17 protein-coding genes are annotated in these 14,926 nt (G+C 44.7%); 7 read left to right on the forward strand and 10 right to left on the reverse strand.

What is annotated here, in order from left to right; genetic code table 11:
- Nucleotides 1–236 precede the first annotated feature (236 nt).
- From ACYVK4_RS32270 to ACYVK4_RS32290, 5 genes are all read right to left on the reverse strand, one after another.
- Nucleotides 237–416, reverse strand: coding sequence for a hypothetical protein (locus ACYVK4_RS32270; protein WP_461131701.1), 180 nt, complete (start codon nt 414–416; stop codon nt 237–239).
- Nucleotides 417–501: 85 nt separating this feature from the next.
- Nucleotides 502–705 carry a hypothetical protein gene (locus ACYVK4_RS32275; RefSeq protein WP_461131702.1) on the reverse strand — a complete coding sequence of 68 codons (204 nt, stop codon included), beginning with the start codon at nt 703–705 and terminating at the stop codon, nt 502–504.
- 18 nt (nt 706–723) lie between these two features.
- Nucleotides 724–2,022 (reverse strand): Y-family DNA polymerase, encoded by a 1,299-nt coding sequence (locus ACYVK4_RS32280; RefSeq protein WP_461131703.1) that lies wholly within the window; start codon nt 2,020–2,022, stop codon nt 724–726.
- Complete coding sequence (locus ACYVK4_RS32285) at nt 1,997–2,476, reverse strand: LexA family protein (RefSeq protein WP_461131704.1); 480 nt, start codon at nt 2,474–2,476, stop codon at nt 1,997–1,999. The genes ACYVK4_RS32280 and ACYVK4_RS32285 overlap by 26 nt, the downstream gene beginning before the upstream one ends.
- A 473-nt stretch (nt 2,477–2,949) precedes the next feature.
- Entirely contained in the window at nt 2,950–3,678 is a 729-nt protein-coding gene (locus tag ACYVK4_RS32290; RefSeq protein WP_461131705.1) for a hypothetical protein, read from the reverse strand.
- 596 nt (nt 3,679–4,274) lie between these two features.
- Here ACYVK4_RS32290 and ACYVK4_RS32295 point away from each other — a divergent pair.
- Nucleotides 4,275–5,393, forward strand: coding sequence for a replication initiation protein (locus tag ACYVK4_RS32295; RefSeq protein WP_461131706.1), 1,119 nt, complete (start codon nt 4,275–4,277; stop codon nt 5,391–5,393).
- Nucleotides 5,394–5,912: 519 nt separating this feature from the next.
- On the opposite strand, the gene ACYVK4_RS32300 is transcribed toward ACYVK4_RS32295, so the two are convergent.
- A complete protein-coding gene (locus ACYVK4_RS32300; RefSeq protein WP_461131707.1) occupies nt 5,913–6,545 on the reverse strand; it encodes a hypothetical protein in 633 nt (210 codons plus the stop codon).
- A gap of 452 nt (nt 6,546–6,997) precedes the next feature.
- Here ACYVK4_RS32300 and ACYVK4_RS32305 point away from each other — a divergent pair, with 452 nt between their 5' ends.
- The 4 genes from ACYVK4_RS32305 (at nt 6,998) to ACYVK4_RS32320 (ending at nt 11,554) form a co-directional block, all read left to right on the forward strand.
- On the forward strand, nt 6,998–8,206 hold the full coding sequence (locus ACYVK4_RS32305) for an aminotransferase class I/II-fold pyridoxal phosphate-dependent enzyme (protein WP_461131708.1): 1,209 nt from the start codon (nt 6,998–7,000) through the stop codon (nt 8,204–8,206).
- Nucleotides 8,207–8,428: 222 nt separating this feature from the next.
- Nucleotides 8,429–8,839 carry a BfmA/BtgA family mobilization protein gene (locus tag ACYVK4_RS32310; RefSeq protein WP_461131709.1) on the forward strand — a complete coding sequence of 137 codons (411 nt, stop codon included), beginning with the start codon at nt 8,429–8,431 and terminating at the stop codon, nt 8,837–8,839.
- Between the two features lie 20 nt (nt 8,840–8,859).
- Nucleotides 8,860–9,681 (forward strand): DUF5712 family protein, encoded by an 822-nt coding sequence (locus ACYVK4_RS32315; RefSeq protein WP_461131710.1) that lies wholly within the window; start codon nt 8,860–8,862, stop codon nt 9,679–9,681.
- Between the two features lie 46 nt (nt 9,682–9,727).
- Nucleotides 9,728–11,554 (forward strand): type IV secretory system conjugative DNA transfer family protein, encoded by a 1,827-nt coding sequence (locus ACYVK4_RS32320; RefSeq protein ID WP_461131711.1) that lies wholly within the window; start codon nt 9,728–9,730, stop codon nt 11,552–11,554.
- A gap of 429 nt (nt 11,555–11,983) precedes the next feature.
- On the opposite strand, the gene ACYVK4_RS32325 is transcribed toward ACYVK4_RS32320, so the two are convergent.
- Both ACYVK4_RS32325 and ACYVK4_RS32330 read right to left on the reverse strand, forming a co-directional pair.
- Nucleotides 11,984–12,262 carry a hypothetical protein gene (locus tag ACYVK4_RS32325; protein ID WP_461131712.1) on the reverse strand — a complete coding sequence of 93 codons (279 nt, stop codon included), beginning with the start codon at nt 12,260–12,262 and terminating at the stop codon, nt 11,984–11,986.
- A 140-nt stretch (nt 12,263–12,402) separates the two neighbouring features.
- Entirely contained in the window at nt 12,403–12,609 is a 207-nt protein-coding gene (locus tag ACYVK4_RS32330; RefSeq protein ID WP_461131713.1) for a helix-turn-helix domain-containing protein, read from the reverse strand.
- 221 nt (nt 12,610–12,830) lie between these two features.
- On the opposite strand from ACYVK4_RS32330, the gene ACYVK4_RS32335 reads away from it, so the two are divergent.
- A complete protein-coding gene (locus ACYVK4_RS32335) occupies nt 12,831–13,034 on the forward strand; it encodes a TraM recognition domain-containing protein (protein ID WP_461131720.1) in 204 nt (67 codons plus the stop codon).
- A gap of 45 nt (nt 13,035–13,079) precedes the next feature.
- Nucleotides 13,080–13,460, forward strand: coding sequence for a hypothetical protein (locus ACYVK4_RS32340; RefSeq protein ID WP_461131714.1), 381 nt, complete (start codon nt 13,080–13,082; stop codon nt 13,458–13,460).
- Between the two features lie 422 nt (nt 13,461–13,882).
- Here ACYVK4_RS32340 and ACYVK4_RS32345 read toward each other — a convergent pair whose 3' ends face one another.
- Nucleotides 13,883–14,455, reverse strand: a complete 573-nt coding sequence (locus ACYVK4_RS32345; RefSeq protein WP_461131715.1) for an ImmA/IrrE family metallo-endopeptidase — start codon at nt 14,453–14,455, stop codon at nt 13,883–13,885.
- Nucleotides 14,415–14,792, reverse strand: coding sequence for a helix-turn-helix domain-containing protein (locus tag ACYVK4_RS32350; protein WP_461131716.1), 378 nt, complete (start codon nt 14,790–14,792; stop codon nt 14,415–14,417). The genes ACYVK4_RS32345 and ACYVK4_RS32350 overlap by 41 nt, the downstream gene beginning before the upstream one ends.
- Between the last annotated feature and the right edge of the window lie 134 nt (nt 14,793–14,926).

A 14,926-nucleotide genomic window follows, 5' to 3' on the forward strand; every position in this document is an offset into this window, starting at 1 on the left:
GACCAATGGGGCTGAAATAACGTAACAGATATAAAACGCCCCCTATTAACCCTTTATTGTGTACCTCGAAACAGGAAAGGCCTTATTTAGCACTTTATTTCTACCCGCTCATTTGCTAACCTGGTTCATTTCATACCGGGGGCATTTATTTTCCTAAGGGGCCGCGTGGCTCGGCCTTCCAGTCGAACGGTCGCCGATGAAGCTGGAACAAAAAGGCCGAATTTGTAACGTTTGATTTAATCAACTGCTAAGGGTGGATTATAGGTACCTGAAACGAGTTCCGTATTACAGGCGTCAATCCCTTCTTTCAATTCCAATATCGCCCGCTTATTTTCCGGTAAATCGGCTAAATCAGTCAAGGCGGTCTGCAAGGCGACCTTCCGGGCCCAAACCTCTTTAATTTGTTCTTGTGTCATGGTCATCTTTATGCGTTGTTTGATTGCTGCATTGATTCCAATCAAGGGTAGCTAGCTAGATTACCCGTATTGATTTTGTCAATGGCTATAGTTGTTGTTTATCGGCCAACTTCTTCACATCATCAGGGTTGACGAGTTTTGAGCTCTGGCGTTTGTCCCCATCAGGCTGGACTTTAAGTTTGCCCGATGACATCCACCCAACCACGGTAGCTTTGTACGATTTACGCGTAATGCCATTTTTGAGGGGTGTGACGATCACTCGATCCCCCGGCGCAATGACTCGGTTCATACCAGTATTCCCTTAAATTCACTTTGCCTCCAATATATCGTCCCAACGTGTCGTGGGTCGCTTGCTGAGATACTTCTGTTTCATAGGCCAATCGGGATTGTATTGCTGAGAAGCCAACCTCAGCTTATCTTGTCCATAACGCCGGTTCATTTTATCAACAACGGCCGACAGTTTGATTAATTTCTCGTCTGGGCCATCGATAAATACACCTTTTTGCCGGTAATCACCGGGAACAAGATCCGATAGCATAACGCCTACTTTCTGGTAATTGAAGCCAAAGCGAAAAATGGCTTTCAGGCCCGATTCCGCGTATTTGAGTAGTTCGGATGTACTACTGGTGGGATGAGGCAGAACGAGGGTAATGCTGTTACTGTACTGTTTGGCAGGTTGACCCGGTCCGTCGCCACGGTTGCCGGGCGTTTTTCGGAACCGATCGGTGTGCAGAAACACGGTCACCGCACCGCACAGCGAATCCTGTTTACGCAAATTTTCGCAGCACCGCGATAAGTGGGTGGTCAGAGCATCAGTTACGTTGGCCAGATCGGGAATCAGCTTGCCGAAGCTGGGAGCCGAACAGATGGTTTTCTTAGTGGGCGGGCTTACGGCCAGTAGCTTGCAGGGAAATCCTCTTAGCTCATGCACCATACGTAAGCCGTTCACCGTCATTAGGCTATTGATCCAATCATCGGGAACGTCCCGAAGTTGGGCGGCCGTCGTAATGCCAAAACTTTTGAGCTTAGCGGCATAGCGACCGCCTACCCCCCACAGGTCTTTTACCGGAAACTCAGTCAAAGCCTCGGCAATAGCTTCCGGTGTATCAAGGACGCATACGCCGTTTAACTCAGGCGTTTTCTTGGCGAGTCGGTTGGCAAGCTTAGCGAGTGTTTTGGTTGGCCCGAAACCCACGCAAACCGGGAGCCTAAGCCACTGGTCCACCTTCTCCCGAACAGCGGCTCCCAGGTCCTGATAGGTCGGGTAAGCGCCCATATATGCCTCGATCCACAGGAATGCTTCGTCGATGCTGTATACCTCCACATCGGGCGCAAACTGCGTCAGGACGCTCATGAGTCTTGAGGAAGTTTCACCGTAAAGCTCATAGGCCGAGGAGAACACGACGATATCATGCTGCTCCCTGAGCTCTTTCGTTTCAAAGAAGGGCTGACCCATTTTTACCCCGAGCGCCTTCACTTCATTCGAACGAGCTATCACATTTCCGTCTCTATTACTGAGGACAATAATAGGTTTACCCTCCAGCGTCGGGTCAAAACTGCGGTGGGCTGAGCAGTAAAAATTATTCCCATCCACTAAGGCGTACATACTTAGGTGGTTTAGACACAATGAACGTTACGACGCCGAGCACCCGAAACTGATCCTTACCCAGATGAACGTAGATCGGCGGGTACTTCTCATTGCTGGATTCGAGCATGATCATATGCCCTTTGCGGACGAATCGCTTCACGCAGCATTCCCCGTTGACCCAGGCGACCACGACACTCCCCGAAAAAACCAGCTTCACCGAATCCACGACCAGAATTGAGCCTGGATAGATGTAGTCGGGTGTCATGCTCTCCCCTACGGCCTTGACGAAGTAGGTGCAATCCGGATGCACTACACATAGCTCATCCAAACTCAGTTTTTCGCGGATGTAGTTCTCAGCTGGAGAGGGAAACCCGGCCGGTACCAGCGCATCAAAAAATGGCAGCCGTTTACGCCGGGCGGGATTAACCAGGTAGATGTTTTCGGATGGAATACGGTCTAAAATATCAATCATGGGCGGTCGGTGAATAAAGCAACAAACCGCTATATTATACTTTTGTTATATATATTGCAACTATCACACATTCAGCATCCTATTGGCTATCTACTTTTCGTTATAGTATTGGGTCGCATTGCCGAATCGTACATAAAACCTCACCGTGTCACTATTTCGCATAGTTAGCGGGACTTATAGGCTATTAGAGCACATTTCATTCAAACGAGCAATTGATTGAAATGAAAAATACAGTGTTAAAAGTGAAGTCTATCGCCTACTAAACTGTTTCATATTGCCGTTCGCGAAATCAGATTTCACGAAACTCATCCATTTAAGGGCTATTCTGAAATAAAAAGGGTTATTGCCAAGTCATGAGGATTTATGTACGATTTGGCAACGTAACCCATCCATCGTGAAAAGGTTGTCAAAGCGTAGGTTATCTATCAATGGCTATGACACCCAGCTATACATTTTAAACGTAATTCTTGTTCTCAAATCTTTCGAAGATACAGGGTTGTAATGCCTTGTCGAAGGTGGATAGGGTAGTTTTTCAACTCCCGGTCAATTAATTTGTGATCATGGGGCACCGCTTCAGTAATGTACTCCGGATCAATGAAAATGATGTTGAGCCGCTCATGTACCTCGTGGCCAGCCCGCTCGGTGTGCTTGAGTAAATGTTCACTGGAGGTGGTGGTTTTCAAGGTGGCCAGATCATCAAAATAGCGGTAGGTACAATACCAATAGTAATATTTGTGGTGGTAATTGGAAAAACAGGCTTGGTAGGCATCAGGCTCTTCCCTCACCCTGCGCAGGAGTTCGTCCGTCTGCTTGAGTTCTTTGAATTGGGCTACGCTCAGTTGCTCCATCAGGGACCGGTTCAATAGTTCATCCCGATAATTCTTGATGTGCTGCACCACGTCTCCATGAATTACTTGACGTTCAATGGAATATTTGTGCTTGTAAAAGAACGATAGAGAAATAGCGGGCTTATCATAATTGATTAGTTTAAGGTTTTTCAGGGGTTTACCGGGCCGGTTATAGGCTTGATACTGCTTCATATATTGCATGGGAATGAAGTAGTATTCCAAGTGGGGATCAGCCGGGGGCGGATTGCTAATCTGATTGATTCCCGGAGACAGGGTAACCGCTTGGGTTTTGAGGACGGTGCGCAGGCCATCCAGGGGGGCTTCGTCATTTCGTTTGGCCGGTTTTCTAGGCATGATTACAAGCTTGAATTGTAGGTGATTTATTTACTATAAAAGTAAATAAGTAATTCATTTGTTGCAACTGCTTATTCCCCTTTTACACGTTTTTTGAACGATTGATCTATTATCCCTTTATCAATATTTTATTTGATTGATTTAAGGGCCTTGTAAGTAACTGAATAATAGCAAATTACAATGACAAAACGGAGGTTTGGTAGGTTGCAAACGGAGGTTTAGTGGGTATTCTAGTGTTTACAAACAGAGGTTTAGTAGGTTGCAAAGGGAGGTTTAGTAGGAATCAAACAGAGGTTTGGTAGGTGTCCTTTTTACAAAAAGAGGTTTAGTAGGTGTATACAATGAAAAAGTGAGGTTTAGTAGGTAATGCATTTAAGAGGGTGTTTGAGAGTATAATTTGGCCAATTATGCTCTGTTCAGGCGTAAGTACTGACATTGTCGGGCCACAAAAACACATGTAGTTCAAAATTCAGTCTGTAGAAAAAGGAGGTTTGGTAGGTATGATTTAAAAACAAACATAGAAAAAGGAGCTTTGTATTATCAAAATCCCTTTTCTATATTTGGGCGTTCTCATACCCTTTCCTTATTTAATTCTTATGAGCGTCACATCGGATTCAAGTACCTCAGTTCCTGCCCTTTTCAGCAAACGTTCTACAAATTACCAGCCTAATTTTTTTACGGAGTCTCGGCAAGAATTTACTGAGTTAGAGAAGAATATTGTCACTTTGGTAATCAACCAGATTGGGCATATGGCTTTGAAAGGAGAAATAAAACCGGATACCAACATCAGGTTTCAAATTCCCTATGCTGAACTGACGACTAAACGGTACGATCAGATCGCTAACGCAGCAGAAACACTCCAGTTCAAACGTATCAGCTATCGAAACGATAAGACTGAGAAGTTTCATTTTATCGTGCCTTTTCCCAGTATTAAGTCAGATATTGTTGCGGGAAAGAAAGTTATTGAACTGACTATGTTTGCCGATGTAGTCCCTCATTTTTCCGAATTAGGGAAACGCTACACCAAATACGAGTGTGATATCATGCTATCCCTCAGCTCGGTGTATGCTAAGCGAATGTTTGATATTGTCAGTATGTATCAATGCCGGGGTCAATATCGATTCACCTACCAGGTGGATCAGTTGATGGTTATGCTGAATTGCCCGGAAGGATATACATTCAATGACTTCAAGAAAAACGCGCTTTGGGTAGCTCAGCGTCAACTTCTGGAAAAAGCTAATATTGTGCTTGAGTGGGAGCCAACCAAAAAAATAGGTAAGAATATAGTTGAGCTTGATTTCATTATTCAGACTCAGCTCCAGATAGCCTCAGATGCGGTTAAACAAGATCAACAGGTCATCAACAAGATGTCGATCAACGAGGCCGTAACAACTGCCTGGCAACTACTAAAAAGCTATAAATTAAAGAGTTGGCAAAAGGACCGTATCATTTCAGATCATAGCCTGCTGGAAACCTTTTTCAGAGTAGATTCTGAACTAGCCAATGGCTTGCGTACGAATGTGAAAAATCCGACGGCTTACTTGGTCAAGTCGCTCGGCATCGATAAAGAGAAGGCCCCTCAAAAACTGAAGCCTCAGAAGACTCCTCAATCAGTAGTCTCAGCGCCTACGCTTTTCCCGCAAGGACCAACTCTTCGAAGTGGATCAGTCAAATCCATAGGTGCCATTTTTGGGGATATGATTATGAATGAATAACGCAATTACGAATAGAATTATCGGAAAATTAGTGACAAATTGGGTGCTATAATATTGTAATTGATCAGTATTGGAGTTAAAAATAGAAAAAGTAAACTTGTAGATTTGTAAACTTGTAAAGTTGTTTATCATTTTACTTGTAAATCAATTCATCATTTTACAAGTTTACAAACGGGGTTTAAAATTCTGTCCATATCACAGCACAGTATATACTGTGCTTCATGCGACTCAATTGAGTAGACTTGCCCAACCGGCAAAGAGCTTTAGGCAATATCTCCTATCGCCTAAGCCGTTCAAAAAGGCCTACTATGGGCAGCGTTAAAACTAATACAATCGTTATCAAGATCAACTTACTTTCCCGACTGAGACTACGTTCGACGACGACCAGCGAAAGAAGTAACGAAAAGCTAACAGCGAACACGAGAATACATAGGGTCACAAGTAACCGCACAACCTGGCCACCAGGTCGGCGTTTTTGTAAAAATATAGGTACCATTGGAATGTCTGGGTAAGGAGGTATTATTCGACTAACAGTAAATCAAATGTGCCCGTAACGTCGTAATCCTTCGCTGACGAAGTGCCGACGCCGGTACCAAACAGGGCGGACTGAAATGTACCCTGAAGCCGATACAGCTTGTTTTGGCCTTCAGCTTTAACGAGCGTCGATTCAGAGATCGTCAAGGTGCCCGATCGGGCCTGGTACAGCTGGGGTCCGGGCAGGTTCAGGATCAGATCCGCCTGCGCGCCGGTGGGTGTTGGCTTGGTTTCAAAGCCCATTGGATAAGTGCCGGGATCAATGGCGTTAATAACCAATAACTTCCCATTGGATTGATACGCTGCCGGCACGGCATAGGATTCAGCAAACGTTCTGGGCTGCCCAACGGTGAAATTGGCGGTGATATCCCCCAGAACGATTTTGCCCGATACACCCGTATAGGTCTTTGTCGAGGCATCCTGAGCCTCTGGACCCTCGGCCAGTAGATTCAATCCACCGCTGAGGGCAATACGCCCGGAACCAACATAGCCGGTCAGGGTTGCCGGAATTCGGAGATAACCAGGTAGCTGAGGCTGTGGATCTGGGTCTTTCTTACCACAAGTCCACAAGCATACCGTTAAGACCAACACCAAAACATAACTAGCGTATCGTTTCATTTCCCTTTCCAACCGTGCGACGGTCGCTACTTTTTAGGTCCGTATAAAATCGTTTCGTTACGCGTTTGAGTAATGTTCTCGTAACGTTTCTTTACCTCTGAGTTCATATTTGCCCGAAGTGCCATGCCTTTCTGAAAGCATTCGGAAATTCGCGTATGCAGCTCATCGATCATCTTGAGCGGCCCTGTACACCCTCTCCCCTATCCAAGCAGTAATTGTGTAAAATGGAATAAATGACTTCTATCAAAAAGTCATTTCGCTATAACTATTTTTATAGTTTACACTTTTATTTTCCTATTTTCATTTACCGTTTAATCAACTTTTAGTAATTTAGAATATGTGAAAAGCTTTGGATTTTTAACAAGAAATATTCAAAGCTGATCTTAAGTCAGTTAGTTCATATTGCCTGATGTGCATCCTGAAAATGGGCCATCTTTTTATCTCAACGTTCTATGAGTTTACTAGAAAAGTTAACCGGTAAAAACCGTGGCCTTAGTGCGTATGGCCAGTATCAAAGCGAATACATTTATCCTATCCTAGAAGGGCCCTTAAAGAGCCGTATGAGCTTCAAAGGCCGGGAGGTTATTGTCTGGAGTTTTAACGATTACCTAGGGCTGCAATCGGATGATAAGGTCATACAAGCTGAGACCGAGATCGTTAAAAAATATGGTTCTGGCTACCCCGCCGGGTCACGGCTCTTGACCGGAAATACAGTTTACCACGAACAGTTAGAGCAGGAAATTAGCCAACTTATCGGCAAGGATGTTTTGCTGCTCAACTTCGGCTACCAGGGCATTATGTCGGTGGTAGATAGCTTAGTGGACCGGCATGATACCATCATTTATGATCAACAAGTACATGCCAGTTTGATTGATGGCGTAAGGCTCCATCAGGGGCCAAAGTTTTCCTATAAACACAATGACATTCATCAACTAGAAAGGCTACTATCTAAAGTTCAGCCCGGTAGTGAGGTATTGGTTTTAGTCGATGGCGTGTTCAGTATGCGAGGAGATACGGCCAACGTAGCGGACATTCTCAGGCTAAAAGAGACCTATGAATTTACCCTGCTGGTAGACGATGCCCACGGGTTTATGAGCTTTGGAGAAAGGGGATCAGTGGGTGACTTGATGCCCCAAGTCGATATTTACATCAGCACCTTTGCCAAAGCACTGGCCACCACAGGTGGATTTGTGGCGGCTCGTAAAGAGTTCATCGACTATTTTAAGTACAATTTACGCTCGCAGACATTCGGTCGAACCCTCCCTCTACTCACAGTGGCCAGTGTGCTTTTCAAATTAAAGCTACTAGCTCAAGAAGGAACAGAACGACGAAACAAGCTCTGGAAAAATACTCGGTTATTACAGGAAGGCTTGAAAACGCTGGGGTACGATATTGGCAATACCTGTAGTCCCATAACCCCTATTTACTTGACCTGTTCGGAAGAAACAGCTACTGCCTTTCTGGGAGAACTTCGCTATACCTATGGCGTATTTTGTAGTCCGGTAGTGTATCCTGTCGTGCCAAAAGGGACTATGATTCTTCGACTCATCGTAACGGCCTTGCATGAGGAGAAAGACATCACCCAAACGTTGAACGCCTTCGCCAAACTTCAACAAACGTTTGCGCTGAACAGCACACTGGAATATAGCGAGGACGAGTAAGAGCCTCTACTACTATTTTCTGATTTAAGGAGCGAGCGGGAACAGTACCACACTCATTTTTGACTCGCAGCATTGTGGATAAGGTGCTGATATTCAATTCTTTATCTTATACATAGAACCCAGGTGAGTATATTTAGTAGCATTAAAAACTCAGTTTGAAACTGAGTTTTTAGCCTAAACTACTGATTATCAACTGTAAAAAACTGATTTATAACTGATGCTATGGAAAAAAGTAAAGAGAAAGACAAGCAAATTTTGATTTCGGCGGATTTGTTTGCCGAGTTTGAACGGATGGCCGATAGTTACGATCTATCAAAAAAAGGGCTGTTAGAAGCCATGATTTTCTACTTCAAAGCGACCCATGCCGACCCCCGAGACCCTAAAGCGGACAATCCAACGGACGCCATAAAAGCCCTAGATAAACGCTTAGTCTCCTTCATCCGCCAGCAGGAAAACGAACTGCTTCGCCCCATCAACGACGATATAAAATTACTGCTACAACTCATTAGTCAGGACCTACCCAAGACGCTGCGTCAGTCGCAGATACGAACTATTGGCGGGGCGTTTAAGCCCGAATTTCAGACGGAACGATTTCGGGCTGTCTATGAGGAGTTGATGAAAAAGACGAATTAATCTATTTCTCTTTTGCTGTTATGATAGCCAAGATTACGAACGGAGGTAAAGGAAGCTGTATTGGATTAGTACAATACTTAGAAAAGGAAGGCGAAGGTAATTGGTTCACCCATGACAAGGGGAATATTGACGCTTCACAGGTAACGAGCAGCATTGACGCGAATCGGAAGCACTTAGGGCAACAGGACGATAAATATTACCAAGTCATTTTAAGTCCGAGTCAATCCGAATTAAATCATCTGGGGAATAACCGTCACCAATTGGAGTCTTTTACCAGAGGGGCAATGGACCAATACGCTTCACAATTTGGAAAGGGGATAAAGAGTGCAGACCTCGTTTGGTTCGCCAAGATCGAGCAAGCGCGAACCTTCTCCCATACTGATAAAGCTGTGCAACAACAGCAGCGCGTCGAGGGTGAATCCAAGGAGGGACCCCAAACCCATGTGCATATCATCGTAAGCCGAACGGAGGATTTAGGGAGGTATCAACAAAAAAAACAGGCTGGCGAGATTGATCGTAAGCACCCCCTGAAATTAAGCCCCGCTACCAACCACCGGGCGACTAGTCAGGGAGCTGTTCAAGGGGGGTTTGACCGAACCGAATTTAAGCAAGCAGTGGAGCAACAGTTTGACCGGCAGTTTGGCTATGAGAGGCCCTTAAGTGAAACGTTTCAGTACGCGAACACTTTGCAGAAAGGTAGCCAGGAAGAACGCATAGCGTTACGGCTGGAAGCCCTAAGACAACAACCTAATTACCTCCTCTCGGAGCGATCAAATCAACGCAGCGAGAAAGCCGAACAAGAACAGATTCCGCAGCGAAAAAACGAGGACTTATCCCTCTAATAATCTTTATCTAATAACTTCTTCTCAACGATTATTTAGTAACAACATGACTGTATTAATTTATGCCATTTGTATCGGTATACTCTCGGGAAATTTGATCATGATTGCGATGGGTTTTCTGCGGAAATTAGGAATTGATTTTATTCCTGATTTAGCCTTACGCATGGTTTTCTACACCCGCAAAACCCATTTTAATAACCACGTACTTTGGAATAAACTTTGGCTGCGCTTTGGGATCATGGCCCTGATCCTGATGTTTGGCGGGCTGATGCTCTCCCCTTTTTTAACCTTCTTCATAGGCAAGGATTCCACCTTTACGGCTTGGCTGTACATGACCTTGCTTGCTACGGGTGTTTATGGCTATTGGATTCATACCGGCAGGCCCCTGTTTCGGTGGCAAACTAATCCAGAGCCGGTACCCGATGATCAGCCCCGCTTTTCGTTTATGACGGTAGATGGTGTACTTGAGCTTTATAATATTTTTCGGGGTATCTTCATTTGCGGAGGTCCGGGCACCGGCAAAAGCAAAAGTCTCATTGAACCCATTATCCAGCAGTCCGCAGCCGCAAACTTTACGGGTATTCTCTACGACCGAAAATTCCCAACCTTGTCCGAGGAAGTAGCGGGGGCTTATGCGACCAGTAGCGTAACAACCTACTATGTGAATTTTACGGATTTGACGCGTAGCCATCGGATTAATCCCGTTAGTCCCAAGCTCATTATAAACGCCAGTTACGCCCGTGAAGCCGCCCTGACCACGTTTAGTAATTTGGATTACAAGTCGAGCTTAAAACGAGATATTTGGCTACAGACCGCCGAAGCCTTATTAACCGGCAGTCTTTGGTTTCTGCGCAATAACTACCCTCAGTTTTGTACCCTTCCCCATGCCAGTAGCCTCATCATTGAAACGCAACCAAAGCCTTTGCTCGAACTGTTGAGTACAGATGAAGAAGTCCGTGGATCGGTCGCTGCCATCACCAGTAGTCAGGACTCAGAAAAGACCTTGGCCAGCATTTTTACGACGGTGCAGAGCTATTTGGCCGTACTAAACACGCCCGAAATCTTTTGGGTCATGAGCGGGGATGAAGTACCCTTTGATTTAAACAACCCTGACAAGCCAAGTTTTTTAGCAGTGGGCAATGATGCCGACTTACCCACTACGTATTCCCCTTTAATTTCCCTCATCATTGCTACGGCGACCAAACGAATGAATAAACCGGGCAGGTTGCCTAGTATCATTATTTTGGATGAGGCCCCTACCCTATTCATTCCTAATTTTCATGAATTGCCCGCAACCGCTCGTTCTAGTAAGGTGGCCACCGTGTACGCAGTACAAGATATTTCTCAAATGGAAGGCCAGTTAGGGCCTCAGCACTCAGAGATGTTACTAGGTAATTTGTCCAATCAGTTTTATGGCCGCTCAACTAACCCCAAAACTCTGCAACGGGTAACGACCTTGTTTGGCAAACAAGATGTGGAGTATCTAAGCTACTCATCGGGTCAGAGTACGGGGGATAGAAGCTCATCCAGTAGCCAGAATGCCAGCACATCCATTCAACAGCGGGACCGTCTGCCCATGCAAACGATTCGGGACCTGCAAACGGGCCAATTTGCTGGATTTATTGCAGAAGGGAGCACCAATGAGTTTGTGACTCAGTTTATAGCCCCCCAATCAAAAGCGAAAGCCATTGAGCCGTTTATGACGGTCAGCGAGGAGGAAAGACGGGCCAACTTTCGCCAAATAAAGGAAGATGTTCGCCAAATTGTGCGGGAGAATACGAAACCGACTAAGCCCAATCCCCCCACTGAACCCCCCAAACCGGATAAACCAGAGGGTCCAGAGCCGCCCGACGGTTGGGAGGATTTTTCTTGATGAGGCTTACTGAATACTAGTAAGAACTTAGCCTTGAGTATTATCACGCCGAGGCTAAGTTCTTCTAAACTATTCCAGTTCAACTTATCTTATTTTGCATAAAGCGAGTCGGATATGATTCCGTTTGCTCGTGGCATGAATGACATAAAGTCCGCCCATTGTTTATATCCCAAAGAGCATTACAACTACGCGCCGATTCTACACTATCTATCTTGTATTCTCTGACCAGTAAGGTAATGCTTACTTTGTGATCAGCTTCAATAACCCGTTTGCGTCCGTTTCTGGCCCCGCATTTCTGACAGGTAAACCTATCACGTATGAATACGGCCCGTTTCCATGTTTCATATTCATCCATCTGGCGAATAAGTCGGACAAGGTTCCATACTGAAACAACCTTATCCCGTGGTTCACTATTCATGGAATTTATACCTATTCAGCCTCTATTGGATGGGACACTACAGCCTCTTTAATTAGAGGGTCTAACCCGTCAATCAGTATTTCAAGTTGGTACGACAGAACGCGTACTTCATCGGCCAGTAAGCGGCCATTCTGAGCGACCATGTAGGGGTTTTTGGTCAATAGGTAAACATTGCGAAGGGTCTCGATTTGGGCGTAGAAACTGCCAGTAGAGACAAGGGGCAAGCTAATCACTTGCTCAAAGGGGTTTGCATGGCTGTTAGAAACAGCGTTACTTTGCACCGTTTGCATTTGACTATGAAGTTAAGTGTGACATTCGCCCCTTCGCTCGATCCGCCAAGATTTAGAAGCGTTGGGGCTTTTTTGTTGTCGTTTGACACTATAAATATAAAGCTAATTATGGATATATCCATAATTATTTAACAAAAAAATTAACTTAAAATAATGTCAAAAGAAACCCCAAGAGCATTAGCAACTTTCTGGAGTGTCTCTATTGTAAGATTCTGTTTACCAACTTCGTATTGATTTACAGTGCCAACCGACAAGATTAGCTTATCGGCCAATTCTTTTTGGGTTAACCCTTTCGCTTTTCGAGCCTCCCGAATCTTTTGGCCAACCCGCTGTTTTACGTCTTCCATTGTTTACTGTACCAATCAACCTTTTAAGGCAAGGTTATTCTCGTAAAATTACGAATTATGGAACGTTCCATACTGTATAACTTTGCATTATGTAGAAGATAAATTGGGTTTGAGTAAACTCTATAATTGATGTGGCCACATAAATCCACCCAAATTTGGGTCGCTTTGCCATAACTTTAAATGATGCCCCAGCCTAGTATATTCTAGGTATTGAGTAATTACTGGTCACGGGTCGAGGGAACAAGAACGCTACAGTTTATGCCGCTAAGGATCTAAGCCAGATCGAGGACATGTACGGGCGCAACAAGAAAGATGCCCTGCTCGCCAACCTAAACAATCAATTTTACGGGCGAGTCGGTCACCGGGAAACGGCGCAATACATTAGTGATCTGTGGGGAATGGAAGACGTAGAACACCGCACCTAGGGCCAGGGCGAAACCAGCTGGGAGTCAGTTCAAACACAGAGTCAAATGATCAACCGCAGTTACGCCCAGCGTAGCCGGGTACGGATTCAGGATGTCTTAGAGCTGAATACAGGGGAATTCTACGGCCAATTGGTCGAGTCGGATTTTAGCAGTTTCAAAGCCCAAATCAAGATCCAGGAAAGTGGGCCTTTACCAGAGATCGTACCCGTTACACAGGTAACACCTTATGACTTAAAACAAAACTTTCAGCGTATCCAGGATGAAGTAGAGAGCCTATTCAAACGTCAAGGGCCTAACCAGAGCGGAGTTCTTGAACCCATTCGACCTAAACCAATTGCTCCCCAACCAATTATACCTACTCAAAGCAACGGTCGAGCAAATAACAATGGTCAGGCCATGCAACCAGGGGAAAGTTTAGATTTTTAGCTTGATTGCCTTCGGCGACCCCTTAGCGGGGAGAAAGCCCAACAATTAAGGCGGGTCAATGCCGGTCATCATTGTCGGCATTGACCTGCCTTAATTGTTGGGATATTGATCGAAGCAAAACAATCTTACGTAATACAAGGACATTTCTATCTGCCACCAAAATACTTATCAATCCTCTTTAAACTTATACTCTGGACCGAATGAAAAACACGGTTACACATTGTGGGAGCGTTCGGGGCATAGCTATTGAATGTTCTTGCAGCCAACCTGACAACTGCCAGCGCAAGAAGGGTGATTGTGAAATCACTCACTTCTACCACCTCCTTTCATCGTTAGAATACGGGAGGGCTACCCTTCTGCAGGTAGCCCCCTCCGGTTCTGTTTTTATAGCAGATGTTCGGATAAATTTCACGATAGTGAAATCACCACATTAGATTAAGATTTGTCAGACGATAACTCATCGCTAGATCGCTAACGTTGAAGCGTTTAGCTAATAATGGTACTAACTCAAAGTCTTCATCTCGCGTAATATCTGACTTCATGAAGTAACTTATTCCTTGACGTGCTAAATCAAGCGGCATTAACAACGAAGCAGCAAATGAATTGGCTTCGCGTTCCTGAATATCTTCTCCGGTTGATGAATTACTATCTCGAAACAATGCGAAGTACTTTTCAGGGGTATCAACGAAAACTCCTTTTCGTTGATGGTTAAGCACATAATGGCCTAGCTCGTGTGCGATAGTAAACCGTTGTCGTTTCGCGCCATTTTTTGTGTTGAAGCCAATTTGTGCTTTATCTCCTTCGCGCAATAGTACACCTGACACATCTTCTCCAAAGTCATGTGGTATTAGATCAATTCCTAGCATTGTCGCAACTCGTTCCACATCAATGCCTACATTTTCAGTTAAACTGCTAAAATCTGTCGGGTAACATCCAGTTCGACGGAGAAGATTATTAGCTGCTTCTTCGATCTGTTTTTGTCTCTTTGGGGTCATGGCTGTGTGTTTTTAGGAAAGTTTCATAGAACTGTTCGACCTTGGATTTGTCTACATCACTTACATCCTTGAGGGTTTCCTCATCTAGTTGCGCAGCTGGCATGTAATCCTGCTCTTTGGGTATTAATGTTTCTAAGGGAACATTAAGCGCTCTAGCTATCTGGATGATTAAATGTAAAGGCGGATTCTGCCGTCCTTGTTCAATATTTACGATTGACGTGCGAGTAAGGCCAATTTGGCTAGCTAAATGCTCTTGTGTTACTTTCAGGAGAGTTCGACTCTCTCTTATCTTCTGCCCTAGCAGCTTGTACAGTTTGTCTTGTGTATTATTATCCACGCAGCAAAGATATAAAAAAAAATCAAAAGTCAATTCTATAAACGTCAATTTAATTGACTGTCAAAAAAAAATGTCAATGAAATGAACTAAGTGTTTTGGCGTCTCGTTCTACTATTAAACCAAATACCTTTTTT

It is taken from the genome of Spirosoma aerophilum, assembly GCF_054782495.1.

Excerpts from the sequence above, each read along its gene's own strand:
- ACYVK4_RS32270 (WP_461131701.1), bottom strand. The coding sequence starts at position 416 with ATGACACAAGAACAAATTAAAGAGGTTTGGGCCCGGAAGGTCGCCTTG.
- ACYVK4_RS32275 (WP_461131702.1), bottom strand. The coding sequence starts at position 705 with ATGAACCGAGTCATTGCGCCGGGGGATCGAGTGATCGTCACACCCCTC.
- ACYVK4_RS32280 (WP_461131703.1), bottom strand. The coding sequence starts at position 2,022 with ATGTACGCCTTAGTGGATGGGAATAATTTTTACTGCTCAGCCCACCGC.
- ACYVK4_RS32285 (WP_461131704.1), bottom strand. The coding sequence starts at position 2,476 with ATGATTGATATTTTAGACCGTATTCCATCCGAAAACATCTACCTGGTT.
- ACYVK4_RS32290 (WP_461131705.1), bottom strand. The coding sequence starts at position 3,678 with ATGCCTAGAAAACCGGCCAAACGAAATGACGAAGCCCCCCTGGATGGC.
- ACYVK4_RS32295 (WP_461131706.1), top strand. The coding sequence starts at position 4,275 with ATGAGCGTCACATCGGATTCAAGTACCTCAGTTCCTGCCCTTTTCAGC.
- ACYVK4_RS32300 (WP_461131707.1), bottom strand. The coding sequence starts at position 6,545 with ATGAAACGATACGCTAGTTATGTTTTGGTGTTGGTCTTAACGGTATGC.
- ACYVK4_RS32305 (WP_461131708.1), top strand. The coding sequence starts at position 6,998 with ATGAGTTTACTAGAAAAGTTAACCGGTAAAAACCGTGGCCTTAGTGCG.
- ACYVK4_RS32310 (WP_461131709.1), top strand. The coding sequence starts at position 8,429 with ATGGAAAAAAGTAAAGAGAAAGACAAGCAAATTTTGATTTCGGCGGAT.
- ACYVK4_RS32315 (WP_461131710.1), top strand. The coding sequence starts at position 8,860 with ATGATAGCCAAGATTACGAACGGAGGTAAAGGAAGCTGTATTGGATTA.
- ACYVK4_RS32320 (WP_461131711.1), top strand. The coding sequence starts at position 9,728 with ATGACTGTATTAATTTATGCCATTTGTATCGGTATACTCTCGGGAAAT.
- ACYVK4_RS32325 (WP_461131712.1), bottom strand. The coding sequence starts at position 12,262 with ATGCAAACGGTGCAAAGTAACGCTGTTTCTAACAGCCATGCAAACCCC.
- ACYVK4_RS32330 (WP_461131713.1), bottom strand. The coding sequence starts at position 12,609 with ATGGAAGACGTAAAACAGCGGGTTGGCCAAAAGATTCGGGAGGCTCGA.
- ACYVK4_RS32340 (WP_461131714.1), top strand. The coding sequence starts at position 13,080 with ATGATCAACCGCAGTTACGCCCAGCGTAGCCGGGTACGGATTCAGGAT.
- ACYVK4_RS32345 (WP_461131715.1), bottom strand. The coding sequence starts at position 14,455 with ATGACCCCAAAGAGACAAAAACAGATCGAAGAAGCAGCTAATAATCTT.